Raw genomic sequence first — 25,299 nt, 5'->3', positions numbered from 1 at the left:
GCTATATAGCAAGAACAATTAAAGACAGGAAATTGATTTCATAGATTGCCATTCATGTTCGATATTTAACATTATTACGGCATGGTCAAATTGGATAGAGCCTTCAGGAAAGCGGTTTTTATCATCAAAATAAGTCGATTTTATGTTTTGTACTTCTAATGGACTTATCTCCCAATTATAGGTGTTTAATTTTAGTCCATCGAATGATTTTCCATTTGGTGAATAACCAATGGATCCTTTTTCAAAGAACTGGGATACCTCGTCAATGTTGTCGAATATTGAACCTAATGGAAACTCTGAGGTTCTCCTGGCGTCGATTTGGATATGATTCTGATCGGAACTGAGCGCATCTAGGTGATAATTAGCATTAGATTCTCGAATATTGAAGTTTGCAAAGTTATGTTTTCCAGGAAAAAACCTACCTCCTACTAAAGTGTTCAAATAGAGACTGGTATCTCTTCTGGGAATATAGACCCCTTCACAAATTTGGCCGGATTCATCTGTCCATTCTACAGCAAAACGATGGGCTGCATTTTCAGAACTAACTCCAAATAATTTAGGAAAACCTTTCGGCTTGATAGATTTGAGCCGGATCAAGCAGATGCCTACAATTGCTTTTCCTTTATATAATTTTGGCGTAAATGGAGCTGGCAAGATTCCGCTAACGACTGTAGGATCTGCAGTATAATTGACTAATATCCTTCTTTCTATAAACCCATGGATCTTTGGTATATTCATCGGGAAATGCTAGAGTCTTTATTGTTAAAATTTTTATGAGTAAATTACAAATTTCATTACTTTCCAAATTGTACCTTTTTGAATGCTGATGGAATATGGAAATCTGGCTTTATACTAGTGGGTCTAATCCAAGATATCCAATTGATTGATTTCTCATTCCATTCCAGACTATCAAATTCGCCTCTGAATAAGCTTAAATATACTGATTGCCCGGAACTTGAATCCATTATACTTTTAATGAAATCCATAGGAATCTTACCTTCCAAAATGTAGCCATCAGGTTTTATTTTTGACTTAACTTCTAAACTTTCTAAATCCCATCCATAGTCAAACTTTCTATAATGGCTTGCCCTATAGTCTAAAACCTTGGCACTTGGGGATATTTCAAAACAGTAATATTCTTTTAAACCAAGATCTACTGATAAGAATATCTCTCCTCTATCGCCTCTACCTACATCTTCTTCTTTCTCAAATTTCTTTTCTACAACCTTATTATCCTTGATATCAAAATAGAAATAGAAATAGGACCCATCATGAAATGCCTTAAAGATCGTCTTCCCAAAGTTTTGATTTCCCCAAGGAGATATAAATTGATCTACGGTGAATAGATTTCTTTGATTATTCCAGTCGGTTAGATTCCCATCTATAGAGGTGGAATGGTTTTTTTTGAATGGAATTAATGGGATTTCAGAAGATTGCGCTATAGTAGCTTTGGGAAGGCTAAACAATCCGGTCAGAAGGATGAAAGGAAATAGAAAAGATATTGGTCTTTTAGGCATTATAGATTTCTTGATTTGATCTCGTCCTCTAATTCCTTTGTGCTATTTTTGGATTTCACAAACCAATAGACAAATAATAATGGGAATAACGTAAAAAAGCTGAACCCTTTATTATAGAAGCTGTAGGCTGCAACACCTACCGCCGCCCCGATCAAAAGTGCATTGATCAGATTGGTTGACTTTAATTTCTTTTGCTCTTGTAGGAGCTGTTCGTCCGTCAATTGGGAATATTTATTTTGGTTCATAGATTTGGGAAATTGATTTTTAGTTTAACGAATATAGAAAAATTGGAGGGAAAGAATGTTAATCTTATGATCAGTCTATAAAAAAACAGCCCTCCTATTTAGAGAGCTGTTCATTCATTTTTAATTTTCCGGTTCCTTTTCGGCTTCATCAGGATCAACCACAAATCCTATGAAATAGGTTATTACATTTAAACCTAACATGACATACATGGACCATCCAGACTGATGCGTTAACACATAATAAGAATATCCTAGTATGAACAGAACAAAAAGTATGTTGAGAAAGTAGGCTTGATTGACATTCTTTAAACTTGTTAATCCGAACTCGTTTTTGACAGCTAAGGCATTTTGCCTTTTACTGAATAAAAAGATAAAGATGATATATGCTAAAATGCCTACACAAATATTAATAAACATGACAAAAATACTAAATGGTTAAACTTTGCTTGATTTGATTAATTAACTGATCCCTTTCGTTGAGATCGGACGTAATTGCATCGTTAGTATGCTGCATTAAATCCTGATTGAGTTTTTCTAAAATTTCATCATTGCTTTTATTTAGAGCTTTCAGGGCTTTAATTTCATCCAAATACTTTAATCGACGAACCATACTTTTTGCTTGCTCCGCGATTATTCCGACCATTTTACCTGATAAATCAGCAAGGTATGGTTTGTCCGGAAAGTTTTCAATCATCAATTTCTCTAAATAACCGCTCATCCTTTCTTTAATGGAATCCTCATCACGCAATTGCAGAAAATTCGTTTTGGTAATAAAAGAATCCATTTGATCCGAAATCAATTTAGTTTCATTCACATCAAAAGAACCTTTTTCCATTCCTGTTGAAACTCCATCTATGAATTTCTTACGTACGTTGTCTAATAAGGCAACCGTATCAAGTACTTTATTGGCTGCATTCGAAATTTTCCTAGACACTAATTTGCTCTCATCATAGCTTTCAGCCCCTTTAACTGCCTTAACGAAGGTCAGGTTACTTAGGTATTCTGCTGGGTTCAATAAATTGTCCCGAAGTCCTTTTTCTAAAATATCCTTCGAAATCTTTAAAACAGTATTGATATTCGCTGGATTAATATCTGTTAAAACAGCGTCCATATTGTTTTCTTTAAAATACTCTTTAACTTCCTCTGAAAAACCCTCAATTGACTTTGCTATGTTGACATTTTCTTTTTCTAAATCAACGATACGACCCTTATAATATGAAATGTCCTTTTTTAATTTTTCAATTTCATTTGTACTTGAATTAAATTCAGCCTCGTATGGTTCGAAAAAAGTAGACCATTTAGCAAATACATGATCATATACTGCCGTATTTAAACCCAAAGACAAGATCTTTGAAATCATTCCTGGTTTGGTTGGCTGAATATTCAACAACCTTTCATATAACGGCTTAACCTCATTTTCAAGATATGCCCTTTCGTCATCTAAAAGCTTTTCTAGATTTCCAATGCTTTTATGATGTTCTAAGACATCCAACTCATTCGCACGCCTTGATAAAACAAGTCTTTCTCTTTCCTTAAAAACCGGAGACTGCTTAAATTCTCCATATTTGTTCAGTAAACTCTTTAATTCACCTCCTAAAATATTGTTGAAATACCTTCCATAACACTCTGCCAAAGGAATAAATACCTCGCGAATATTGGTGTAAACCTCAAATAACCTCCCCAAATCAACCAGGATCTTTTGATAATCTGGAGCAAAGGAAAGTTTCATAAACTCAATATCCTTCTTAATTTCCAAACATTTCTCCTTAGATAGGGCCCTTGTATTTGAAAAGTTTTCTAATACTTTCATCGCAACTTTGCCAACCTCCTTTCCAATATGCTTTTGCTTTAGCTTGGAATAGACCATCTTATCAACAACATTTGAAAGTGATGAATCTAATTGGTCTTTTACCTTTTGTAGATTTTTATCTGCCTGATCTAAAAACGCATCGTATTTACCTTGAATCTTTTCAAATTGCGTGTCCAAATCGTTAAACATGTTCTCTACATCCAACCATTCAATTTGATTGAAATTGAATAATTGTGGGTATGAATCATAGATTTTCTCGCCATACACATCTTTTAGGACGCAAATTAAATCTTCCCTGTCAAAGCTTAACTGAATCCTTAATTGAGAATATTCATTGATGGATTGTAAAATGGAAAATTTAGCAAAATGGTATTCTTCCAGAATATTGGTATAGATTGAATATACTTCTGTAGCCCTTTGCGTAAATTTCTTCACGTTACTCGCGCCAGTGATGGAGAACCAAGATTCTTTAGGTAATTCTATTTTCTCAAAATTATTTTTGAAAATGTCTAACGTTTCTCTTATCTCGTCCTCAAATGATAGGTTTATCATTTCACCTAATACCTTAAGGCTTTCTGCAGAATTTTTTACCGTATCAAAAGTCAAGCTCTGTTCTGCTACAATCAGACTGCCATCTTGGCTTAATGGCTTAGAGATGAAATTATTAACGAAATATTTATCCGCATTCTTCTTTTTGTAGATACTTAATGTTTTATAATAAGACTGATATGCTTGCATAAAACTCGAATCTTCATATAAACGCTTTTGAAGAAGATTGGAACTATTTAGGTATTCAACAATATCAGATCGAGTATACTGGGTCTGATTAATTTCACATTCACTGAGTAATTTATCCATTACTTCGGAAAAAGAATTATCAACCAAACCGTTATCGTTATTTAATACCTTCAGCATCTTCGAAACATAGCCATCATGCCTAAACCAGTTGTGTGCCCAGTTAGGGACCATAAAAATATATCCACTTGGGTCTTCATGAGGTGCACAATCAAGCTGATTGCCAATCGCTAGTGAAGCTTCTCTTACCGTCATGCCACAGACATGGGCTACTTCCTGCCTGAGCAAGTCATAAGTTACTTCACGGATCATAGCCGCAGTAACACTCCTATCCGCTAAGGCTTTGGCTGTATTTTCATTGGAAGCAAGTATTTCGCGTAATTGCGCTTCATCTGGAGTTCTGACCACAGGGGAAATCCGTAATCCCCAAAAACAGTACTCTCCATCAATTTTGAACATTTCAAAGGGAGTGTTTGCATTTCGAGCATTGCACTTTTGGGCTAACTCGGCCAATTTATGATTGCTGATATTCTCTAACAATTCGTTAATGATGGGCTGATGCCTCAATTGACCATAGGTATATCCTTCCCTATTTATTCCACCGGAGCCATTAGGAATGTCATTATCATCTACTTCACAGATTTCAACTGAGCGGATGTTAATTAGATCTGGATAGTCAGCATAGAGATTTTTAAATTTCTGTTTCATTTCAGTTAATAATAATAGATTGGTTGCATGGCAAAAGCCATGTATTAGTTCAGATTCACTTTTTTGGAACTATTTCACAAATGTAATTTCGCAGACGGCCAAATTTTGTCAGTCTAAGGGTAATGATTAATAATAAGTCGGTCTGTTGATTCAAAATTAATTGATAAACAGTAAAAGATTTTACGGGAAACCATATTGAAACCTGAAAAATTATTTGCTAATGGGTAAGGTGGTTGGAGATTTTAAGGGAAAAAGAGAAAGATTCTTAAGGTTAATGGGATTGCGGTAGGGACTTATAGCTAATAGGGACATTAATATGAACAAGTAGCTCAAAGGGACACTATCTGGATTCTTTAGCTCAAAGGATCCCGTTGCTCATAGGGATTGGTTCAGCCCCACTGGGCCCGCACGCAAACCCTGAACCTTCCCTTTGGGGGGAGGCTTCACAGAAACAAAGGGCCTCGCTCCGCGGGCCTTTTGTTGTTTCAGGACTGCCTTTGCTCAAACAAGTTTGCCAAGGAACTCAATCAGGATTCTTTAGCTCTTAGGGATTCCGGTAGGATCCCGTAGCTCAAAGGGATTGGTTCAGCCCCACTGGGCACGCACGCAAACCCTGAACCTTCCCTTTGGGGGGAGGCTTCACAGTAACAAAGGGCCTCGCTCCGCGGGCCTTTTGTTGTTTCAGGACTGCCTTTGCTCAAACAAGTTTGGCAAGGCTGTCCTGAAACAACAAAACCCAACTAACGTTGGGCTTTGTTTCTTTGGCGGAGAGAGAGGGATTCGAACCCTATCTAACACCTTTATAAAAGTCTATTTTTCAATCAGTTATGTCGATTAAAAAATCTTCATAAAACATTCATAAAACAAAATTTCATTCATAAAACATTTTGGTAAATTCATTTGATTTATTATAAAGGTTTGTTTCGTCACCTATCTATATTTAAAATTAAGACATATTGATCTCAAAAAATACCAAAGAGAGGGTGTGCGCCCTCCATCTATTTCTATTTTCAATATGCCACACAAATAATTCAAAAAATAATTACTTCCTCTTGTAAGAAATAGTTTTGAAATAATTATCTGTGTCAGTAATTGTTAATTCATTTGAAGATATTAAATCAACATCGAAAACAAAATCCTTATACCCAGCCTTTAAAGCAAGTGATTTATTAGAATAAATATATTTACCAGTTGCGAGACATTCATTGTCTTCATTTCTAGAACTACAAATTGAAAATTCAAAATTTCCGTTTGACTTAAGATTTAAATAAACCCATTTATCTCCATTAACATCTACCCAATTTCCAATAATAGTTTGATCATCAACCTGCGCTTCATCCTTACTGCATGACAGGAATGTAAATGATAGCGTTAGAATTAATAAAATTTTTTTCATTATTTAATTATATCTGCAAGATCATATGTGTTTTCTATATCAGGAGCATTCAATTTAAAAGACCTGTTACTTAAAAAAATATTACTCGGAATAACTGTCAATATGAATTCACTTTCGTTTATTGTGAATCTTTCAGCATTTGCAATGCTATTTTTTACTTTAATTGACTTACCCCTATTATTAACATGTATTGTAAATGTCCTTCCTTTAGAATCGAAAAAATATAAATTCCTTACTTCTACTCTATTCCTATCTAACCTTAGTTTTTCTGATTCGTAAAGTTCATTAGTTATAGCCCCAGAATCCAACAAGGATTTAAGCTTAAATAACTCATCAATATAATTTACATTATTTTTATATTCATTCTTTTCCAATAAGGCTTTTTCAAATGCGATTGTGTCTTTTCTTTTTGAAGCAAGGGTAATAATAATACCTATTAATGGAGAAAGTAAAAGAGAAATAAGAAAACCACCCAAAAAACCTGTTGTTCTATTAGAGGCGACAGCTCCAACAACAAAAGATAGTATTATCCAGGATATTATTATTTCCATAATTTATTTATTGGTCTTAGTTTTTAATTACCATTTCACGCTGGTACACGCGTTTAATATCTTTAAGGTATATTGGTTTAACTGGATTATAATCTTCATTTTGCGATCTTAAATGGATATAATCGTCCTCGATCTTAACAAATTCTTTAATTATGATCCCATCGATAGTTTGGAATACATATACTCTACCCTTTACTAAATGATTGAAATTCTCGATCGGAGTTCCTACAAAGTATTCTCCAGGAACATATTCTGTCAACATACTTAACCCGTCTATTTCAAATGCAAAACACTCTTGACCAATAAATGGAAAATAGACTTTCTCTATATTCTGTTCTAGCAAAACAGAATCTCCGTAACCTTCAAGAAACCCTCCTTGTGCTTTAATAGGAACCACCCACATATTTGGAGTGCCATCGCCTAAAAATCTTGCCGGTTTAGCATTAGGCTTACTAAGGTCATCACCCCATATTTCATCCTGAGACAATCCCAATCCTTTTGTAATTTTTACAATCTGCTTGTGGTCCAATTGTTCTTTTTTAAACCATTTATGAATCGTATCCCTGCTAATTTCTATTCTTTTTGCAGCTTCTGTAGCAGAAATACCTAACTCTGTAAGTTTTTTCTGAAATTTATCTCCCTGATAATCAGACATATGTAAAAATGTGTAAGTTTTTAACTTACTATTACTTGCAAATACGGATATATTACCCTTACTTTGTGTAAGTGATAGTAAGATTTATTTTTTAAATGCAATGCAAAAATAACACTTTCTGTCATATATTGTAATATTTAGTAATATAAAGCAATTGAATAACATGGTTAATGACATTATTATGACAGGAATACCGCCAAAAGCAAAAGGAATAATTGAACCTGTCAGAAAAACTGTAAGATTATTAAGTATTGACCAATACATTTTAGTTAATAATCACGGTTATGCTAAGAACTTAAAACTAGAACTATCAAAAGAATTTCCAGATCGAGAATATATCGTTTGGAAGGACAATGGCAAATCATTTATTGGCAGGACAGCGTAATGAACCAACTAACAAAATTATTTTCTTACCAAGGTAACGAGGTTACTTTTAGAAATGAAAAAGGAACTGCTTATGTTAATGCCAACAATATGGCAAAACCTTTTAAAGGAAAAGAGCCAAAACAATGGTTTGATAATGCTGAAACGCATGATTTCATTCATGCCTTAGCAAAAGCAAGAGGAATTAAGCCGATGGGCGAAATTAAGACTTCGTTGAATACCAGTGAGTTAGCAAAACTTTATCCTTCTTTATTAATTGTTGTAAAAGGCGGAACACCAGGATTAATTCAACAAGGCACATGGATGCATGAAGAAGTAGCATTAGAATATGCTCAATGGCTTTCAGTAGACTTCAAATTATGGTGCAATGATCGAATTAAAGAACTTCTATCTGTAGGCATTACTGCTACACCGCAAACAATTGAAGATATGCTATCAAATCCAGATATGATCATTCAAATGGCTACCCAATTAAAAGAATTAAGGAATAAAACACAAAGACAAGAAGCTCAACTTCAAACGGCCCAACAATATTTCAATATCGTAAAGCCTAAGGCTGAATATTACGATGATGTTTTAACTTCTAATTCTCAAATAACTATTAACTCAATAGCAATGGAATTAGGTCTGACAGCTATTAAGTTGAATAAAATCCTTAAGGATAAAGGTGTTCAATACAAACAGGGTGATAAATGGCTTCTACGATCCAATTATCGTGGGAAAGGTTATGAGGACACATACACACACAAATACTTCAATTCACGTGGCGAGCAAATGACTAAAACGGAAATGCGCTGGACAGAAAAAGGACGTGAGTTTATCCATTCATTATTCAAAAACTAAAATACTACAACATCTAAAAATCAATTAGTTACAAGTTTTAAAACCACTTGTTCAGGCGTGAGCCATGTTTAAAATTTCCCGATAAGCTAAAGGCAGTAAGGCTCGAAACCTTGGTCGGGATCAACACAATAGTTCTTTATAAACCGTGTGCAGGTTTAAAGCACCGACCAGCTGTTTGAAAGTATCAGCATTATACTTGGATCGAAGTAGACCCTCAAGTTTGAAATAGTACTACGGGCATAAATAAGCTGTATATAGGTGTGTACCCCATATTGATAAGTTGAAAACAACGAAACAGCATGAAAAGAATATTAACACTAGCAGTTGCCGTAGTAGCTATGGCATCATGTTCAAAAGAAGGATTCCAAGATGTAGATGTAATTCATAACCAGGGATCATCACAAGCAATTTTAAACGGCATTACAATGTCACCAGGGCAACAAGAGATTGTGCCTCATACCCCTAATTACTCCATTACCTGTAGTGAAGGATGTAAGGTTAACATCAATGGTTCTATCTACTACCAATCCGGAGTTTATCAAAACGATTCTAAGCGTCAACACAAATTTTAAGCCGTAAACTGGATTCATGGGTGGTTCGATTCCACCTACGGCTCTCCAAATAAGGAAGGCAGATTTAAGACATTTTTAGCCGCCTAATAACGTAAATGTCAAACACAGCCCGATGTAACAGTCGGGCTTTTTCATTTTAAAATCTATCAATCATGGAAGATAAAGTAATCCAAGTTTCACTATCAGACCTTAGAGCTGTAGTAATATCTATGGTTTCCGATGAAAAGCTGAACAAAATAACATCTAAACCCCAATTGATTTTTAAGGAAGCCTGTGAACTATATGGGGAAAACAGAATAAGGAAATACATTAAATCAGGTCTTTTAAAACCTGTCAGCCAGAACGGTAAAGGAAGCTGTAAATATTATTCTCATAAAAGAATAAATGAGCTTATACAAAACAGCTACAACCATTTGCCGGAAATCAAATTGTAACCAAACGTAAACGATAATATGAAACTGTTTAAAAGAATTGACCGATCAGTTCAGAACTGGTGGTTCTACTTAGATGAAGAAACTAAAGAAATGTTTCGATTCTATTTTCAAGTCATTGCAATAGCTGTAATGGCTTTTTTCTTTTTATATGCCCTTTATGTTGGGGCAAGTGAGTATGAAGTAATTATAACAAGTAGATAAAGATATGAAGATATATAAGAAACTATTCGAAATCCAAAAGAACATTGGAAAGTTGACAAAGGATGCAGATAATCCATTTTTCAAATCTAAGTATGCTGACATAAATCAATTGATTGAATTGTCCAATCCGTTGTTCCACAATCAAAATTTAATGGTTCTACAGCCTATTCAGGGGAACACATTATTGACACAGATTATTGATGTCGATACAGGCGAAAAAATTGAAAGCTCATTAGAACTTCCCCAATCTCAAGATCCACAAAAAATTGGTTCAGCTATTACTTACTATCGAAGATATACCCTTAAAGCATTGCTAAATATCCAAGAAGAAGATGATGACGCAAATAAAGCTTCTGGAAATAAAGTTGACAAACCTGAAGACACAAGACCATGGTTAACTGAAGATCAATTCAATGGATATCTGTCGCTTATTAACAAGGGTGAAAAATGGCTTTCAAAGCTCAATGATAAATTCAGAATGAAGAAAGCCTATAAGGAAACATTGGAATCAGCAGAAAAGAATTACAAACCTTCAAAATAATTAATCATGAATCAAGAATTTGAAATCGAAGTAAGTCCATCTAAGCTTTTGGACTTAAACAAGGATTATATCAGCCAAACGGTAGAACAGGCAAGGGTAAACCTATCTGAGGGTTTTACAGATGCGCTTAAGCTATTTATCACAGCTAAGAAAGGCCAAGAACTGTTCACTCAACTTGAAAAGGTTATCAGGCCATATGCTGAACAGGAAACCAGGCTAGGTAAAGGAGAAGTTTACAAAAAATATGGTTGCGAAATAACTGAGCGAATGACAGGTGTTTCTTATGATTTTTCAATGTGTGACGATGAAGAATGGAATGAACTTTCCAATCAAATTGCCGAATTGGACAAAAAGAAAAAGGAACGTGAGAAGTTTTTAAAAACCATCACAAAACCAATATTTGATGAAAACGGAGTGGAGATAAAACCTCCGATCCAAAAGGGCAAAATGGGATTGGCCGTAAGCATTAAATAATGAAGAAACGCTCCATAGACGCCAATGCGTATTACTGGGGCGTTGTGATTCCACATTCATCAACTGCCCTACTCTACGCAGGATGGGAAAAAGAAAGGTTTTCTCATTATGATTTGGTTCACAGGTTCTGGAAAACCATTCTTAACACTCCATCCACAAAGGATTTAACAAAAACTCAATTTTCTGACTACATCGAGGATATAATAAGGATATGCGCTGTATATCTTAATTATCAGATCCCCGATTCCAATTAAACCAAAATGGAAATCAAGGAAATAATACAATTGATAGAGACTAGGTTTCTACCATTGATAGATAATATCAATTCACCTCTTAGTTTCAAATTAGGAGAAGTAAACATTAGCATAACCCCAACATATCTGCATGTTTTCTACCGTGCATTTTCTGAAAATCAATTCGACTGCACATCCAACAATAAATGGACAAACGTAACGGTATGCCCCAACCATATAACCGAGGATGATCTTGTGGTAGTACATGATTCATTAATAGATATATGGGATAAGCACTTGAAAGATTCTAATATCATTCAGTCAAGAAGAACACAGATAACTAACCGAATTAAAGAACTAGAAAACGAATTATCATTATGTCAGTAAAACCAAAAGCAAGACCTGTTTTCACCCGGTTTGATAAAATCGACAGTGAAAAACCATACAAAGTGACCTGTCCCGAGCTACAGCTTACACCATTCCGATTTAAGACGCTGGAAATGGCTTTGGATAAGGTAAATGAAGCCAAGGAAAATAGATTCCAATCAATATTGACAATTGTCGATGTGGAAAAGCAAAGGTTAACTTTTGCAGGATATACTGCACCTGATTGGACAAGAAGGAGGTCTGTTTAAAAGCAAAAAATTATGTCACAATTAGGATTCACTTTTTACCCTAAAGATTGGTGGTTTAGTGATACCTTTTTTGAGCTTTCCCCTATCCAAAGGTACATCTATTTAGAGTGCCTTTTTTTGATGTATTCCAATGGCGGAACAATGAAGATTATGAAGTCTCATTTCGAAAATAGAATACGGATGAAAGTTGATGAAGATGACTGGAAATCTGTAACCGAAAAGTTTGAAATTGAAGACAATGAATATACACATATTTCAGTCAATTCACGATTACGAAAGCAAAAAGCAAATAGGGAAAATGGCAAAAAAGGAGGTAGACCACCAAAGGATGAAAAACCCAAAAAACCCAATTCGGAAACCCAAAATAACCCACCTTTAGAAAGTGAAAGAGAAAGAGAAATAGAAAGTAAAATAGAAATAGAAAATAAAGTGAATGAAATAGAAAAAACCACACTCACTTTTTCTTCAAATCAATTCGGTAAAAAACCGATACAAAAATTAAAGGAAAGTTGCGCCGGTTATTCCGAGTGGCTGAACACGATTGCAATGAAAAATTCCCTGTTGGTCCACGATGTCCTTGAATGGCTCGATGCCTTTGAACTTTATATTCTCGGATCGGGAAAAATTGAAGAAACCGAGCAGGAATTCAAACGGTACTTCAACTCCTGGATAACATCGGAGATACGGCAGGGAAGAAAACCAAAGGTAGAGAACCAATCGAAGGATGCGCCACAAAAGACACACGAACAGATCGCACAGGAAGTAATAATGAAAAAATATGGAAACAGGGCTCACTAAAATCGAAAAATACACGGCTCTTCAAAGATTTGAACTTTGCGTGGAAATGCTGGATTCCCCCATGGCTCGTGATGTTGAGGAACTGGAGATTGACAAAGTTGTCCTACCTGCGATATTGAAGGCTCAAAAAGATTTGGGATTCAACCCCAATGAAGAAAAGGGAAGTCACCTAATGGACGGAATTGCGCTTGAAATCAAACGGGCTGTTCCTAACATCAGATTGCTTGAAATTCCCATTGCGATTAACAAAGGTGTTTTAGGTGAATACGGCGACTTTCTTGGTCTTTCTATAGTCACGGTCATTAAATTCCTAAAAGCTCATTACACGTCAGCAAAACGTGCGGAAATCGCAAAACAGGTATCGCATAAGGAAGAAGAAAAACCAATTCCATCAATTGAGGAACAAAAGGTACTCGCTAAGCTGCATTTGATAGAGGGATTCGCCAAGTACAAACTCACAAAGGTCATCCCCTTTTCAGCTGTCTACCTGTACCGATTCCTTAACGAACATTTCAAGCTTGTCTCCTACTCCAACGAAGTAAAGTTTGGAATGTACCATCAGGCAGTTTTGGACACGATCAAGGACAAGGAAAACGAAAGTATCAAAGACCCTAACACACGGCTATCGAACAGAAAGGTAATCGACCTTTTGAGGAAAGTATTGAGCGAAAACCCTGGAAAGGTTGAGGGAGCTAAAGCGGTACTGAAAGAAGTATCTGAAAACGAGATACGATTCTCTTTAAAAAACCAATCAGAACGTATTGCACTAAAGACCTTTTTCGACAACCTAATCGAAATGGAACAAGAAATAACAGATTTATTAACCGAATAAAAAATTAAGAAAATGAACAGGGAATTAGTAAAAGAAAGCATATCTCAATTTGAGGTAGCTATTGATAATCTAAAACAGGCTTTATTAGAAGAAGATAAATTCGCTGAACTAAAAGAAGCTCATAAGAATGGGGCGGTGATTGAGTATAAAACATATGACATGATGAACGAAGGTGTTTGGGATGAACTGAAGAACCCAGCTTTTGTTGATGGAATAGAATACCGTATCAAACCCGAAGAAAAACCAAAGGTTGGGGATGTTATCAAAGCTTGGGTAACTAAAGAAGATGAATACTTTATAGGTGTTTTATCCTCTATAGACTCTAGAGGCGACTATGTAGTAAAGTTTCAAAATTCCTACGATTCTAGTATCTATACATTTAGAGCAAGATACGCAAAACCCCTAACTCAACAAGAAGCAATTGAATTACTATTCGGAAAGGAAAAACTAAATGATTAGGATTGATATTAAACCTTTATCAGTTAACGAAGCTTGGCAGGGTAAACGGTTTAAAACTCCTAAATACAAAGCATACGAAAAGCATACTCTCCTACTCCTACCAAGTAAAATACAACTTCCTCCCCCACCTTACAGAATAGATTTTGAATTCGGACTGTCCAGCTCCTTAGCGGATTGGGATAACCCTATTAAACCTACACAGGACATTATCTGTAAGAAGTACGGTATCAATGATAAGTTGATCTCCGAGGGGAATGTAAAAAAGATAAAGGTAAAAAAAGGAGAAGAATATTTTAGGTTTAAAATCGATTCGGCATGATAAAGCGAAAGAAAAAGATTTGTGAATCCTGCAAAGATGAAAGGTACATATTCAGTAAGCGTATGTGCCTTTTTTGTTATAACAAGAATTTCATTAAAAAGCCTATCCAAAAGAAAAATATCCCAATTCCCAAACGATCCAAAAAGGGAATTAAGGAAGATAGGATTTACTACAAACTTGCAAAGAAGTTCAAAGAAGATAACCCCTACTGCAAAGCTAAATTAAATGGATGCACTCATGTAACTACTGATGTCCATCACATGAAATCCAGGGGAATAAACCTTAACAAGATTGAGTATTGGCTTCCACTCTGCAGGAACTGCCACAACAAAATAACTGATGATTCAGCCTTCGCTATTCGTGAAGGCTTTTCTATTTCCAGACTTAAAGATTAAACAATTATGAACATTAAAATGAATATAGGAAAAAGCAATTTCCTTGATACCAAATTAGAAACCATTTGCAGTAATGACGACCTAAGACCTGCAATGCAATGTGTGTATTTTAAAAATGGATATGTATATGCTACTGATGCACATGTAGCTATAAAACAACATTTATCACTTCATGATATTGATGAAGAATGTGCCAAAATACTAGATGGTAAACTTCTTCATAAATCCCATTTACAAATTATGAAAAAGTGTGATTGGTTTGAAATACTCCCTAATGGCATCAAGTCAAAAAAAGGTATGATGACCATTACACATGAATTCTATGACGATAAATATCCTGACATAGAAAAAGTAATACCTAAAAAAGCTAATAGCAGCCTTAATGTTTTAGGACTTAATGCTGTATTACTAAAAAAGGTTCAAGATGTAATGTTTCAAACAGAAGGACAATATTTAAAACTAGAATTCACCAAACCTAATGGAGCAATACTGTTAACTACGATGATTAGACCCGAACACCAAGTAGGGTTGATAATGTCTATTCACGTGACAAAAGATTAAATCAGATGAAAACATTCATAACCCATTATTCAGCCATTAATGAAGATGGTGAATTAATAACTATGGAAGGAAGGATAAAAGCCTTTGGTTGGCATAGTGCCTATTTCTTCCTATGGATAACAGGAAGATCAAAAAAGGAAAGTATTTACGGAATTCTCATTGAGGAATACGAATGTGAAAACGATGTTTTCCAAAGAGTTCTAAAAGCAGTTAAGGAGGAATCATGAAAAAGAAATTCACAACCGAAGAAATAGACATGATAGTCTATCTGTCAAGATCAGGAAAGTCCCCTATTGAAATAACCAAAGAAACCGGTATAAACTACAACAGTGTAAGGTCAATAATCCGGAGGATAATTGGGGTTGCGGACCGTGCTTCTTCTGAAAAGAGGAAGATGTACGATCAAATGGCAATTGACAGACTTACGATGACATCAATTGAAGTAGGTATTAAATACGGCATAACCACTAGATACGTGAACCAGTTGCTTCAGAAACACCCTGAAAAAGGAAAGTTCAAGATGATAAGGCAAAAGGCAGATCCAAAGTTGAAGTCAAGGCCCAATACAAGGATAAAAACCAAGGTAACGGAACCTATCGATAAACCATCGATGCAAAAGGGACATGTCAAGCTACAGAAGAACGAAAAGATATTCCAAACCAAACAGCCCAAAGCCATGCGCTCTGTACCTATGTACGATTCCAAGAATACTATAAAGTTCGTGGAGCTTGATGATCCAAGGAGCAACGAGGAAATCCGATCAGCATGGAAGGAATCAGAAGAAAAGAAATTTAAAAACCTATCTGCATAATGAAAAAGCTACTTAAAAATATCAGGATGTTTTTCGGTATTCGATTGACACCAGAAGAAAAGGAAGAAATGCTACAGATATCAAAGGAGTATGCACATAAACACACAACAAAATGGAAAGATTAACAACAAAAGAACTGCTTGGAAAAGTAGCATTAGCAAACGGTTATTCCTGTATGGCAGAAATGAGCGTAACGATGTCAGATAAAGATATTAGAATAGCTGTTTTGAAATATCAATTGGATGAAAGTCAATCCCAAACACAGGATCTTCAAGAGCATAATGCGGAGCTTGTTGAGATGTTGGAAGATGTTAAAGGTTACTTAGGTAGCGATAAGCGTAATGAAGTTGATACATTATTAACCAAATACAACCACTTAAAATCAAACACAAATGGAAACACTATCGAATAAAGTAGTCAAAGCAAATAAAGACCATGTCTGCAATTTCTGTGGATTGAAAATTAATAAAGGTGAAAATTATCATACGTCATTCAATGTGGATGGTGGAGAAGGCTATACATGGAAATCTCATATGGATTGTCAAAGACTTGCAGGTATTTTCTTAGAAGACGCCAACGATGGCGAAGGATTGACTCAGGACGATTTTGATACCTATGTATTTGAACGATACAAAGATATTTTCGGTAAGCCTTGTAACCTAAAATCACAGCTTTACGAAGAGATATTACAGGCTGTTAAAGGCTCTTTGCTCGGCAATATCCACACCCAAGATGGAGGGCAAGAGGGATGACCATCCAAGAACAAGCAGATATGATAATAGCCTATCTCCAGGAGAATGGTTTGAATCACGATCAGATGCTCGAAGTAATCGGACTAGCAAGGAAGAAACTCGAAGCAATCAAAGCCGAGGAGCAATTGAACAAACCGAATAAGCAGATTAAAATATTTGAGGGATGAAAAATTATAAAGAATTTTTAGAAAGCAAGATTGTAATTGCCGAAAACTTCGGTACCAAGATAGATCCATCCAGGTTATCCGATAAGCTTCTACCACATCAGAAGGTAATCGTACCATGGTGTATCGAAGGTGGGCGTAGGGCAATATTCGCAAGTTTCGGACTTGGTAAATCTATGATGCAGCTTGAAATTGCAAAACAGGTTATTGAGATCACCGGTAAACCTTTCCTGATCTGCATGCCCCTGGCCGTAGTTGGTGAGTTTAAAAGGGATAATGATTTTCTAAATACCGGATTTGAGGTTGAATATATCACAGAAACGACGGATAGCATCAAATACGATAAGAAGATATATCTCACGAATTACGAACGGGTAAGGAAAGGCGATATAGATCCTTTGATGTTTGGCGGCGTGTCATTCGATGAAGCATCCATTCTGCGCAACCTTAAAACAGAGACAACGAATTATGTTCTGCAGTATTTCAAACAGATCCCTTACCGGTTCGTTGCAACTGCTACGCCAACGCCAAATGATTTCATAGAGATTCTTAATTATGCAGACTATCTTGGAGTAATCGATCGAGGTCACGCATTAACAAGATTCTTCCAAAGAGATAGTACCAAAGCTGGTCATCTAACTCTTTACGAAAACAAGAAGGAGGAGTTTTGGAAATGGGTAGCAACATGGGCTGTTTTTATCAATAAACCAAGTGATCTGGGATTTGATGATATCGGATATGACCTACCGAAATTGAACATACATGAGATCGAGGTCCAAAATTTGACCGATGATGTTATCCAAAATAAGAAAGGTGATATCGTATTATTCAAGGACACAACAAAAAGTCTGGTTGATGTTAGTCGTGAGAAATCTGAGAGCGTAAGTCTACGGGTTGATAAAGCCTTTGATATTGTTCAACAGAATGGACCTTATTCAAACTGGATTCTTTGGCATCACCTGGAAAGTGAACGTATGGCCATAGAAAGGAAATTCAAAACGGTTTCACTCCATGATGATCTGCAATCGGTTTACGGATCTCAATCCAATGATGAGAAAGAAAGGCTATTGATAGATTTCTCCGAAGGGAAATATCAGATCCTATCTACCAAACCTAAGATAGCCGGATCAGGATGTAACTTACAGCACCATTGCAATAACATGATTTTCGTAGGTATAGACTACAAATTCAATGATTTCATTCAAGCCATCCATAGGACTTACAGATTTGGGCAGACTAATGAGGTCAACGTCTACATCATCCACACCCAAAATGAAAGGGAAGTATTAAAAGCCTTGAAAGAGAAATGGGGTAACCATATCGAACTTCAAACGGAAATGATAAATCTGGTCCGTGAATACGGATTGAATACCAATAAAATTAGATCAGACATGAAACGTCAACTTTTTAATAACAGAAGATCTGCAGTTGTAGCCGGAGCTACGGTTTACAATGAGGATACAACGATTATACATCAGGAAATGCCGGACAACCACAGTGACATGATCCTGACCTCTATCCCATTCGGGGACCACTACGAATACAGCGACAATTACAATGATTTCGGACACAATTTCGGAAATGAGGGATTTTTTGAGCAAATGGATTTCCTGGTACCGGAGCTTCACCGGACATTAAAGCCTGGCCGTATAGCTGCAATCCATGTTAAGGACCGTATTCGGTATTCCCATCAAAACGGCACCTGCTTTACTACGATCGATGATTTCAGTGGAGATACAGTTAGATGCTTTCGCAAACATGGATTTTATTTGGTAGGGAAAATCACAATTACAACAGATGTTGTTAGGGAAAATAATCAAACATACCGGCTCACATGGGGCGAACAGCGCAAGGATGCGACAAAAATGGGAGTTGGATTACCTGAATACGTTCTATTATTTCGCAAAGCCCCTACGGAAATGAACAATGCCTACGCCGATGATCCTGTGGTTAAGAAAATAGATGAATACCTTTTAAGCCTTTGGCAGTTGGATGCACATGCTTATTGGAAATCTTCTGGCGATCGTTTCCTGTCATTTGAGGAACTATCCAAAGCCGATATGAAGTATGTGTTCAACAAATGGAAAGAGTTCGACCGAGCTACTGTTTACAATTTCCAGGAACATCTACGAGTTTGTGAGGATCTTGACAGGTCTGGAAAGCTTTCCAAATTGTTCATGACCATTCCACCGACATCAAGCAATGATCTTGTATGGACTGATATCAACCGAATGAATACGCTGAATGCAAATCAGGCGAATAGGAAACGTGAGAAGCATATTTGCCCTCTTCAATTAGATATCATCGATCGATTGATCTATCGTTTCACAAATGAAGGTGACTTGGTGGATGACCCATTTGGCGGATTATTCTCTACAGCCCATCAATCATTGAAGCTTGGCCGTAAAGCGATATCAGCAGAGCTTAATCCAGATTATTATGATGATGGTCTATTCTATTTGAAAGCATTGGAGTACAAACTATCGGTACCGACTTTATTCGACATGTTACAGGATGCCTCATGACCCCACTAATATACTTAGGACTGGATAGCTACGATAGGCTATCCTTCCTTAATAAGGACAAGGGACCAGTAATAGAAGCGGTCAGCGAGGTTACGGGAATCACGCTGCAACAGGTTAAGGGCAAATCCCGGTTAAGGGAATTTGTTACGGCACGTTCGCTTATCTGCCACTATCTAAGGAAGTACACCAAGCTTACATTACAGCAGATAGGAGATCTTATTGGCGGCCGAAACCATGCAACGGTAATAAACAGCCTTTCCATGCATGAGGATCTATTCCAAGTAGACAGTGAGTTCAGGAAACTATCAACAAGCGTGGAAGAAATATTGATAAAACAATTGAAATAGGGTTAACACCGGAAAGAGTGATATTATCTATTATCAGTGAAATAAGTGATAACATATAAGTTTGAACAGATGAAGAAAAGAAAACAATGCTACAACTGCCGATTTGTTGGGCAATCATTTAAAATAGGAGATCTTACGCATCATCATTAAGAGCATCCCAAATATACCAAGGAGCAATTTGAAAGCGGAGAAATAAGTCCATGGGATACTCTGGTTAAATGTTCAGATAGCTGTGAGGACCATAAATTTAAATGTTTAACACCCTCCCCAATCTTGGGGAATTAAATACCCCCTACTATTATTTAAAAATCAATGGTATAATTTAAATAAGAAATGAAAGTATTATCACGAAATTTGGTTATCGTAAGAAAGAAATAACTTCATTATAGTTGTTATGGCTAATTATAATTGTAAATAAATTAAATTTACTCTCATCTTTACTGGTAAAAGAGGCCATAAAACCATACGATTCACTATTTTTTTCAATATTTGTCAAAATACCACTGTATGCAAATGTATCTTTGATGCCATCAAAATGATTTGTCAAGTCTGCAACTTTTTCTGTTATTTTAACGTTAAAAACATCATCTATATTCAATTTCGAATTTTTTATTGAAATAAGATATCCTTCGTTTTTATCTAACTTTATTAGCGATAAATATGATATAGACCTTATGTTTTCGCTCTTGGTTAAAATTTCACCACTCGGCGAAGAAACAAGAATAGTTCCTGTAAGGTTAAATTTTTGATCTTTAATCCCATTTGAATTAAAATTATTCTGGCATTGTGCTTTATTTATGTTTATACCTAAAAAAATCAACCCAAATAAAATATAAGTAAAAACTCTCATTTGAAAATTACATGATTAAATAAAACTCTAATATAATGTAATTAACGTTACAACTAGAAAAGTATAAAGATTAAATTTTATCAGTTATTACCTATAAATTTATGGATATGCAAAAGAAAGTAATCTACAAAATAACATATCCGAACGGCAAAATATACATTGGGAAAGACCTAACCAACACTTTGAATTATTTCGGCAGTGCTAACAGCAGATTGATTGCTGCTGATTTCACAGAGGACCAAATGTTGGATTTTACCATAAGAAAACAAATACTTTGGGAATCCTACACGGATGACATTAAAGAAGTTAATAAGGTTGAAGTTGAACTTATCAGGAAATATCAGTCCAATAATCCTGATATTGGCTACAACCTTTGGCCGAAATTTAAGTCGTAATATACCGAGTTGGCTTTGCTATACGGTCGCCAACAAGACACCAAGAAAGCTATTGAAAGGGCGCTAAAAATCTTCAATGGAAATCATTAATTTTGCATATAATGGCACATAAAGAGAAGATATTCAAATTAGATAATGGCAATCGTTTAAAGGTTGAAATTACATTTCACTTTGATAGTTTTAGATATGACTACGATAAATCAAAGGAAAACATGTCATACTATGCTTTTGTTACCTACTTAGAAAAGGGTAAAAAGAAAGGAATAAGAGTAAACAACGAAGATTGGTTACCTCAAATACAGAAAACTGCCTTGGAACTATGGCAAGATTTTAAACCAAAATTCACAAGCCTAACCTACCGTTAGGCTTTTTACTTACCTTTGTTCCATGCAATCCACAATAGACAAAATACTCCAGGCAATCAAAGAATGCGAGCAACCGTTAAAGAATACGGATGCAAGGAACATTCGTGATATTATCCTCAATGAAATAGGTGCAACGCTTATGGATAAATCCCGTGAGGAAATAGAAGGCTACGCCCGTAACGAAGATGAAGCAAGCGCATTGCATTGGTTCTATACACGGTTCGTGCACTTCAAGAAAGGCAATAGACCGATCAAAAAAATGGAATAGGAAAAACAAAATTTTATTATCCGTTGTTTTATCACTGCAAACAAGTAATATTTATATTCATAAAAATTGCCGTCTATCCCATAAAGGTAGGCGGCATTTTTTAAACAATTATAATCTTTGTTTGTTAATTGGGATAGTAGGCTCAACGAGCCAAGGTTTTTGTATTGATATTTCCCCGGTATTTTCGTAGGTGCTGGGGATTATTTTTTTCCAAACTATTATCAATCTCGTATGTTTGATGTAAAAGAGCAATTAATATAGTGGTTTACTAAATTTAGATTCCCCGTTTCGTCATGGTCTCGGGGAATTTATTTTGTATATTTAAACGATCATGCTTTTGCATGATAATTTTCGTTAATTCCCCAGTTGTTTTCAGCATTTCAACTGGGGTTATTTATAAAAAAGCCACTGGTTAGAGTGGCTGAAAATAAACTTCTCCAATTTCCAGCAGTTTTTTATATAAAGGTGTATGCGATTGCAACCTTATAGACATTGATAAAGTATTCACGATAATTTCTGAATCTTCTTTAATAATTTCGAAGAATTCGCGGACCCCAGTATCAGTTGTGAGGGTGATATCTAATTTATGTCCATCTTTTTTTATGTATGCAGTAAAAAATGATTCCGATCCATCCGCTTGATTAATTACAAAATCGACTTTATCTTCCATTATTCATTTATTATTTTGAATAAAGGTACTTTCTTAAGCTTAGTAAAACAAAGAAATACAGGATATTTTTAATTATGTCCTTTGTCAACCAAAAGGAATTTTTTAAATAATTTATATAAAACTTTTTATAATTTCATTTTTAGTAATACATTTGTCTCGGAATTATTTAACCAAGACACTGTCAAATCCTTTAATCAAACAACTGTGTAAAGGCCATGTGTAAAAAAATTGCCTCGACCACTCGAGAAGGTCGGGGCTTTTTTAGGTCAATCTCGATCGTATTCGAGTAATCCCTTCCCTATGGGAGAAGTAAATAGGGATTGAGGGCTGAAAAAGGCAGTCCTGACTAAAAATATATTTGACAATGGCGTTAGATAATTCCAAAAAAGACGACAATCAGGAGTATATTTTCCGAATGACGATTACGGTAAAAGGTAGAGTAATTCGGAGACCAAACGGGAGACCCTTTAAAATCCCCGTTAAAAAGTAGAAAAATGATCTAGTTTTATAGAAGCCGAAAATTATGACCTAGAATGAGTAAGCTTCTTTTTTAGAGCTTCTCAATTACCTTAATGTAGAAGCCATCATTCATATCAAAGGTTGTGTCTAACCAAATAAATAAATCAATCATTTTTTCATTAAACCAATTAGTTCCTTTGACTTCTCCAGTTTCATCGTTATACCAACAACGGAAACCGTACAATTCTGCTAAGTGGGTATATCCTTCCATATATTTAATCTAAATAACAAAAAACATTCCAAATAGTTTAACACCAATTTCCCATTTTTGGGGATTTTAATGTTTTTTCCTCCTTCCAATCCCAAAAAACCACCAAGCACCGACAATCAATATAATCAAGATTGCTACCGACCAGCCAATCTTATTAACGAAAATTGCCCCCTTATCCGGTGTACTGGTCCTTTCCTCGGACTGCTTCTTTTCTTCTTTCTTTCCCTTTTCTTCAGCGACACTGTCTGCCTTCTGATCTAATGTATTCTTTATATCATTGGCAATATTCTTGGCCTCATTGCTGTTCCTTCTTGCCTTTTGGATTATACTGTCAGCTTGGAACGTCATGGAGCCATCAGGATTGATTTTCACTTCAGTTCCCTTAGTTGGATAGACCTTTGTGCTTTCATCGCTATGGACGCTTGATTTGACATCAGTTTTGGATCTGTCCAATTGCTCCTTTTTGGTATCAGTACTGACCTTGACATCTTTACTCACCTCTATGCTAGTTAGCGTTTTATCAATCTTATTTGATTTCTTGAAAAGTCCGCAACCAGTCAATAGAGCGCAGGCCATAGCCATTAAAATTATTCTCATAATTGTTCTATCTTCTGTGAAATACTGTCTAGCTTATTGGAAATCGTATCGAGTTTGATAACAATGTTTTCAATAGGCTCTGCTAATTCGTTCCTTTTGCTAGGTTCGCTCTTTGGTTGATAGCTTACGCTTATTACCAAGAACATCAATAAAAACCACCTCATTTCTTAGCTCCTTTCCTTAGTTTTTGTTGTTGAGCAACACTATCAACACGGATTGCAGCACTATCCACTTTGGTGGCGGCTTCGTTAACCCTATCAACTGCAGGTGTGACCTGTTTCCTTACTTCCTCGATCATCTGTTGGTATAGCCTGTCCTGCATCTGGATCATCTTGTCGTTCTGACTGTCGCCCCTATCGGTTACCCAATAGAGGACAAACCAGAATACCGACACCACAACCATCAATGCATAGGTAACAGGATGGCTAACTATCTGCATGAAAGTTGGCTGTTTGCTACCTTTTGGTTGTGACTGTTGCTCTTTTTCTAACTCATTCATCCCCTTACTAACTGAAATATAAATCCGCTTCTGCTTTTCTTCTCCTTACCAATCCTGCAAACACCTTTCCCCCGGCCTTGTTCCATTTTGCGAACTCATCACGGATTGAAGGATCGTTTGGGTTTACATTGAGCTTTTTTAATAGTGTAGATTTGCTGAGATTTGTCGCACCCAGATTGAAGGTAAAGCTCACCAAGGCATCGAACTGGTCCTGTGTCAACTGCACACGTACGAGCCTGTTTACATCGTTCTCGTACCCCTTCAAGATCTCCTGCAGCATGCATGTGGCCTGATGTTCCGTCAATGGCCTGTCCTGCATCGTTACCTTACGCCTATCAGGCAAATAATATGTGAAACCATATCCAATGGTAGGAATACCAATCGGGTCCCTGTAAGGCTTGGGATAGAATCCCTCAAAGCTCTTGATCAATGCCAATCCCTTTTCTCCTGTTTTCATTTTTTTTCCTATATTTAAACAACTGTTAGTTCTCATAGCAGTTTCGGTTTGGCCCAATGGAATGCGACCCGTTGGGCTTTTTGTTTTTATTCACTATCTTTAAGTCCCCATAAATTTTACCATAATTTAGATAGTGACCCAATAGCGTTTCCAGTTATTGGGTTTCGTTTTATTATCACTATATTTAAGAACATTTAATTCTATATACATTCATGACCCAATGGCAACCCTCCCGCTGTTGGGTTTTTTGTTTTTAATATGTACCTTCATAAAACCCTTCAATCCCAATTAGAAGGTTTTTCATTTTCTAGGCCCATCAGTTTATCTGTTGGGCTTTTTTGTTTACCATATTTCAATTAACTTTGGATAATCTAATAGGTAAATGAGTAGTTTTTGGAACCCAATGGTGTAGTGTCCGTTGGGTTTCTTGTTTTTATTTCCTATCTTAATCATCGCAACATGCAGACCTCTCAAAGGGTTTACATATCAGGTGGCCCCGTCTTTCCATAGA

General features: G+C 35.9%; 37 protein-coding genes. 24 read left to right on the top strand and 13 right to left on the bottom strand.

All coding sequences use genetic code 11. The annotated features are described in order from the left end of the window. Positions 1-18: 18 nt before the first annotated feature. The 7 genes from NLF99_RS05355 to NLF99_RS05325 all read right to left on the bottom strand — a co-directional run bounded on the left by NLF99_RS05355 (position 19) and on the right by NLF99_RS05325 (position 7,677). Positions 19-738, bottom strand: coding sequence for a DUF2071 domain-containing protein (locus NLF99_RS05355; RefSeq protein WP_254527027.1), 720 nt, complete (start codon positions 736-738; stop codon positions 19-21). A gap of 56 nt (positions 739-794) precedes the next feature. Continuing rightward, positions 795-1,517 (bottom strand): sugar-binding protein, encoded by a 723-nt coding sequence (locus tag NLF99_RS05350; RefSeq protein ID WP_254527026.1) that lies wholly within the window; start codon positions 1,515-1,517, stop codon positions 795-797. Continuing rightward, positions 1,517-1,762 carry a hypothetical protein gene (locus NLF99_RS05345; RefSeq protein ID WP_185212063.1) on the bottom strand — a complete coding sequence of 82 codons (246 nt, stop codon included), beginning with the start codon at positions 1,760-1,762 and terminating at the stop codon, positions 1,517-1,519. Before NLF99_RS05345 ends, NLF99_RS05350 begins: the two co-directional genes overlap by 1 nt. Positions 1,763-2,189: 427 nt before the next feature. Next, positions 2,190-5,075, bottom strand: coding sequence for a hypothetical protein (locus NLF99_RS05340; RefSeq protein WP_254527025.1), 2,886 nt, complete (start codon positions 5,073-5,075; stop codon positions 2,190-2,192). 1,042 nt (positions 5,076-6,117) lie between these two features. Next, positions 6,118-6,471 (bottom strand): hypothetical protein, encoded by a 354-nt coding sequence (locus NLF99_RS05335; protein ID WP_254527024.1) that lies wholly within the window; start codon positions 6,469-6,471, stop codon positions 6,118-6,120. Then, positions 6,471-7,022, bottom strand: a complete 552-nt coding sequence (locus tag NLF99_RS05330; RefSeq protein ID WP_254527023.1) for a hypothetical protein — start codon at positions 7,020-7,022, stop codon at positions 6,471-6,473. Before NLF99_RS05330 ends, NLF99_RS05335 begins: the two co-directional genes overlap by 1 nt. Positions 7,023-7,038: 16 nt before the next feature. Continuing rightward, a complete protein-coding gene (locus NLF99_RS05325) occupies positions 7,039-7,677 on the bottom strand; it encodes an XRE family transcriptional regulator (protein WP_254527022.1) in 639 nt (212 codons plus the stop codon). A 181-nt stretch (positions 7,678-7,858) separates the two neighbouring features. Between NLF99_RS05325 and NLF99_RS05320 the strand changes: the two genes are divergently transcribed. The 21 genes from NLF99_RS05320 (at position 7,859) to NLF99_RS05225 (ending at position 19,957) form a co-directional block, all read left to right on the top strand. Next, positions 7,859-8,062: a hypothetical protein gene (locus tag NLF99_RS05320; RefSeq protein ID WP_254527021.1), complete on the top strand. Its 204-nt coding sequence runs from the start codon at positions 7,859-7,861 to the stop codon at positions 8,060-8,062. Continuing rightward, positions 8,062-8,904: a phage antirepressor KilAC domain-containing protein gene (locus NLF99_RS05315; RefSeq protein ID WP_254527020.1), complete on the top strand. Its 843-nt coding sequence runs from the start codon at positions 8,062-8,064 to the stop codon at positions 8,902-8,904. The genes NLF99_RS05320 and NLF99_RS05315 overlap by 1 nt, the downstream gene beginning before the upstream one ends. A gap of 299 nt (positions 8,905-9,203) precedes the next feature. After that, complete coding sequence (locus NLF99_RS05310; protein ID WP_254527019.1) at positions 9,204-9,476, top strand: hypothetical protein; 273 nt, start codon at positions 9,204-9,206, stop codon at positions 9,474-9,476. Between the two features lie 152 nt (positions 9,477-9,628). Then, positions 9,629-9,910, top strand: coding sequence for a hypothetical protein (locus tag NLF99_RS05305; protein WP_254527018.1), 282 nt, complete (start codon positions 9,629-9,631; stop codon positions 9,908-9,910). Between the two features lie 205 nt (positions 9,911-10,115). Then, positions 10,116-10,652, top strand: a complete 537-nt coding sequence (locus NLF99_RS05300; protein WP_254527017.1) for an ERF family protein — start codon at positions 10,116-10,118, stop codon at positions 10,650-10,652. A gap of 6 nt (positions 10,653-10,658) precedes the next feature. Continuing rightward, a complete protein-coding gene (locus NLF99_RS05295; protein ID WP_254527016.1) occupies positions 10,659-11,126 on the top strand; it encodes a hypothetical protein in 468 nt (155 codons plus the stop codon). A 610-nt stretch (positions 11,127-11,736) separates the two neighbouring features. Continuing rightward, positions 11,737-11,994, top strand: a complete 258-nt coding sequence (locus NLF99_RS05290; protein WP_254527015.1) for a hypothetical protein — start codon at positions 11,737-11,739, stop codon at positions 11,992-11,994. A 12-nt stretch (positions 11,995-12,006) separates the two neighbouring features. After that, the gene (locus NLF99_RS05285) at positions 12,007-12,792 is read left to right on the top strand and encodes a hypothetical protein (RefSeq protein ID WP_254527014.1); all 786 of its coding nucleotides are present in this window, start codon (positions 12,007-12,009) and stop codon (positions 12,790-12,792) included. Then, a complete protein-coding gene (locus NLF99_RS05280) occupies positions 12,773-13,624 on the top strand; it encodes a hypothetical protein (protein ID WP_254527013.1) in 852 nt (283 codons plus the stop codon). The genes NLF99_RS05285 and NLF99_RS05280 overlap by 20 nt, the downstream gene beginning before the upstream one ends. A 12-nt stretch (positions 13,625-13,636) precedes the next feature. After that, positions 13,637-14,083 (top strand): hypothetical protein, encoded by a 447-nt coding sequence (locus NLF99_RS05275; protein WP_254527012.1) that lies wholly within the window; start codon positions 13,637-13,639, stop codon positions 14,081-14,083. Then, on the top strand, positions 14,076-14,402 hold the full coding sequence (locus tag NLF99_RS05270) for a hypothetical protein (protein WP_185216187.1): 327 nt from the start codon (positions 14,076-14,078) through the stop codon (positions 14,400-14,402). Before NLF99_RS05275 ends, NLF99_RS05270 begins: the two co-directional genes overlap by 8 nt. Beyond that, positions 14,399-14,797, top strand: a complete 399-nt coding sequence (locus NLF99_RS05265; protein WP_254527011.1) for a hypothetical protein — start codon at positions 14,399-14,401, stop codon at positions 14,795-14,797. The genes NLF99_RS05270 and NLF99_RS05265 overlap by 4 nt, the downstream gene beginning before the upstream one ends. A gap of 6 nt (positions 14,798-14,803) precedes the next feature. Further along, positions 14,804-15,358, top strand: coding sequence for a hypothetical protein (locus NLF99_RS05260; RefSeq protein ID WP_254527010.1), 555 nt, complete (start codon positions 14,804-14,806; stop codon positions 15,356-15,358). 5 nt (positions 15,359-15,363) lie between these two features. Further along, the gene (locus tag NLF99_RS05255) at positions 15,364-15,585 is read left to right on the top strand and encodes a hypothetical protein (protein ID WP_254527009.1); all 222 of its coding nucleotides are present in this window, start codon (positions 15,364-15,366) and stop codon (positions 15,583-15,585) included. Then, positions 15,582-16,169 carry a hypothetical protein gene (locus tag NLF99_RS05250; RefSeq protein ID WP_254527008.1) on the top strand — a complete coding sequence of 196 codons (588 nt, stop codon included), beginning with the start codon at positions 15,582-15,584 and terminating at the stop codon, positions 16,167-16,169. Before NLF99_RS05255 ends, NLF99_RS05250 begins: the two co-directional genes overlap by 4 nt. Next, on the top strand, positions 16,169-16,294 hold the full coding sequence (locus NLF99_RS19675) for a hypothetical protein (RefSeq protein ID WP_302328295.1): 126 nt from the start codon (positions 16,169-16,171) through the stop codon (positions 16,292-16,294). The genes NLF99_RS05250 and NLF99_RS19675 overlap by 1 nt, the downstream gene beginning before the upstream one ends. Beyond that, entirely contained in the window at positions 16,282-16,581 is a 300-nt protein-coding gene (locus NLF99_RS05245) for a hypothetical protein (RefSeq protein WP_254527007.1), read from the top strand. The genes NLF99_RS19675 and NLF99_RS05245 overlap by 13 nt, the downstream gene beginning before the upstream one ends. After that, positions 16,562-16,921, top strand: a complete 360-nt coding sequence (locus NLF99_RS05240) for a hypothetical protein (protein WP_254527006.1) — start codon at positions 16,562-16,564, stop codon at positions 16,919-16,921. The genes NLF99_RS05245 and NLF99_RS05240 overlap by 20 nt, the downstream gene beginning before the upstream one ends. Beyond that, entirely contained in the window at positions 16,918-17,088 is a 171-nt protein-coding gene (locus NLF99_RS05235; RefSeq protein WP_254527005.1) for a hypothetical protein, read from the top strand. Before NLF99_RS05240 ends, NLF99_RS05235 begins: the two co-directional genes overlap by 4 nt. Beyond that, positions 17,085-19,610, top strand: a complete 2,526-nt coding sequence (locus NLF99_RS05230) for a DNA methyltransferase (RefSeq protein ID WP_254527004.1) — start codon at positions 17,085-17,087, stop codon at positions 19,608-19,610. The genes NLF99_RS05235 and NLF99_RS05230 overlap by 4 nt, the downstream gene beginning before the upstream one ends. After that, positions 19,607-19,957 carry a helix-turn-helix domain-containing protein gene (locus NLF99_RS05225; RefSeq protein ID WP_185216180.1) on the top strand — a complete coding sequence of 117 codons (351 nt, stop codon included), beginning with the start codon at positions 19,607-19,609 and terminating at the stop codon, positions 19,955-19,957. The genes NLF99_RS05230 and NLF99_RS05225 overlap by 4 nt, the downstream gene beginning before the upstream one ends. Positions 19,958-20,315: 358 nt before the next feature. On the opposite strand, the gene NLF99_RS05220 is transcribed toward NLF99_RS05225, so the two are convergent. Beyond that, on the bottom strand, positions 20,316-20,807 hold the full coding sequence (locus NLF99_RS05220) for a hypothetical protein (RefSeq protein WP_254527003.1): 492 nt from the start codon (positions 20,805-20,807) through the stop codon (positions 20,316-20,318). A 107-nt stretch (positions 20,808-20,914) separates the two neighbouring features. Here NLF99_RS05220 and NLF99_RS05215 point away from each other — a divergent pair, with 107 nt between their 5' ends. The 3 genes from NLF99_RS05215 (at position 20,915) to NLF99_RS05205 (ending at position 21,835) form a co-directional block, all read left to right on the top strand. Then, entirely contained in the window at positions 20,915-21,202 is a 288-nt protein-coding gene (locus NLF99_RS05215) for a GIY-YIG nuclease family protein (RefSeq protein WP_254527002.1), read from the top strand. A 101-nt stretch (positions 21,203-21,303) separates the two neighbouring features. Beyond that, positions 21,304-21,567: a hypothetical protein gene (locus NLF99_RS05210; protein WP_254527001.1), complete on the top strand. Its 264-nt coding sequence runs from the start codon at positions 21,304-21,306 to the stop codon at positions 21,565-21,567. Positions 21,568-21,589: 22 nt separating this feature from the next. Then, entirely contained in the window at positions 21,590-21,835 is a 246-nt protein-coding gene (locus NLF99_RS05205; RefSeq protein WP_254527000.1) for a hypothetical protein, read from the top strand. Positions 21,836-22,247: 412 nt separating this feature from the next. Here the strand turns inward: NLF99_RS05205 and NLF99_RS05200 are convergent, their stop codons facing one another. The 5 genes from NLF99_RS05200 to NLF99_RS05180 all read right to left on the bottom strand — a co-directional run bounded on the left by NLF99_RS05200 (position 22,248) and on the right by NLF99_RS05180 (position 24,788). Further along, positions 22,248-22,505 carry a hypothetical protein gene (locus NLF99_RS05200; RefSeq protein WP_254526999.1) on the bottom strand — a complete coding sequence of 86 codons (258 nt, stop codon included), beginning with the start codon at positions 22,503-22,505 and terminating at the stop codon, positions 22,248-22,250. 550 nt (positions 22,506-23,055) lie between these two features. After that, positions 23,056-23,235, bottom strand: coding sequence for a hypothetical protein (locus NLF99_RS05195; RefSeq protein ID WP_254526998.1), 180 nt, complete (start codon positions 23,233-23,235; stop codon positions 23,056-23,058). Between the two features lie 66 nt (positions 23,236-23,301). Next, positions 23,302-23,832: a hypothetical protein gene (locus NLF99_RS05190; protein WP_254526997.1), complete on the bottom strand. Its 531-nt coding sequence runs from the start codon at positions 23,830-23,832 to the stop codon at positions 23,302-23,304. A 160-nt stretch (positions 23,833-23,992) separates the two neighbouring features. After that, a complete protein-coding gene (locus NLF99_RS05185) occupies positions 23,993-24,331 on the bottom strand; it encodes a hypothetical protein (protein ID WP_185216172.1) in 339 nt (112 codons plus the stop codon). Positions 24,332-24,338: 7 nt separating this feature from the next. Continuing rightward, positions 24,339-24,788 carry a lysozyme gene (locus NLF99_RS05180; protein ID WP_254526996.1) on the bottom strand — a complete coding sequence of 150 codons (450 nt, stop codon included), beginning with the start codon at positions 24,786-24,788 and terminating at the stop codon, positions 24,339-24,341. Positions 24,789-25,299: the final 511 nt, after the last annotated feature.

The sequence above is a fragment of the Sphingobacterium sp. LZ11T8 genome (genome assembly GCF_024261425.1).
GTDB lineage: Bacteria > Bacteroidota > Bacteroidia > Sphingobacteriales > Sphingobacteriaceae > Sphingobacterium.
Note: the sequence above shows the minus strand (reverse complement) of the source record. Positions and strands in the feature narration are given on the sequence as shown.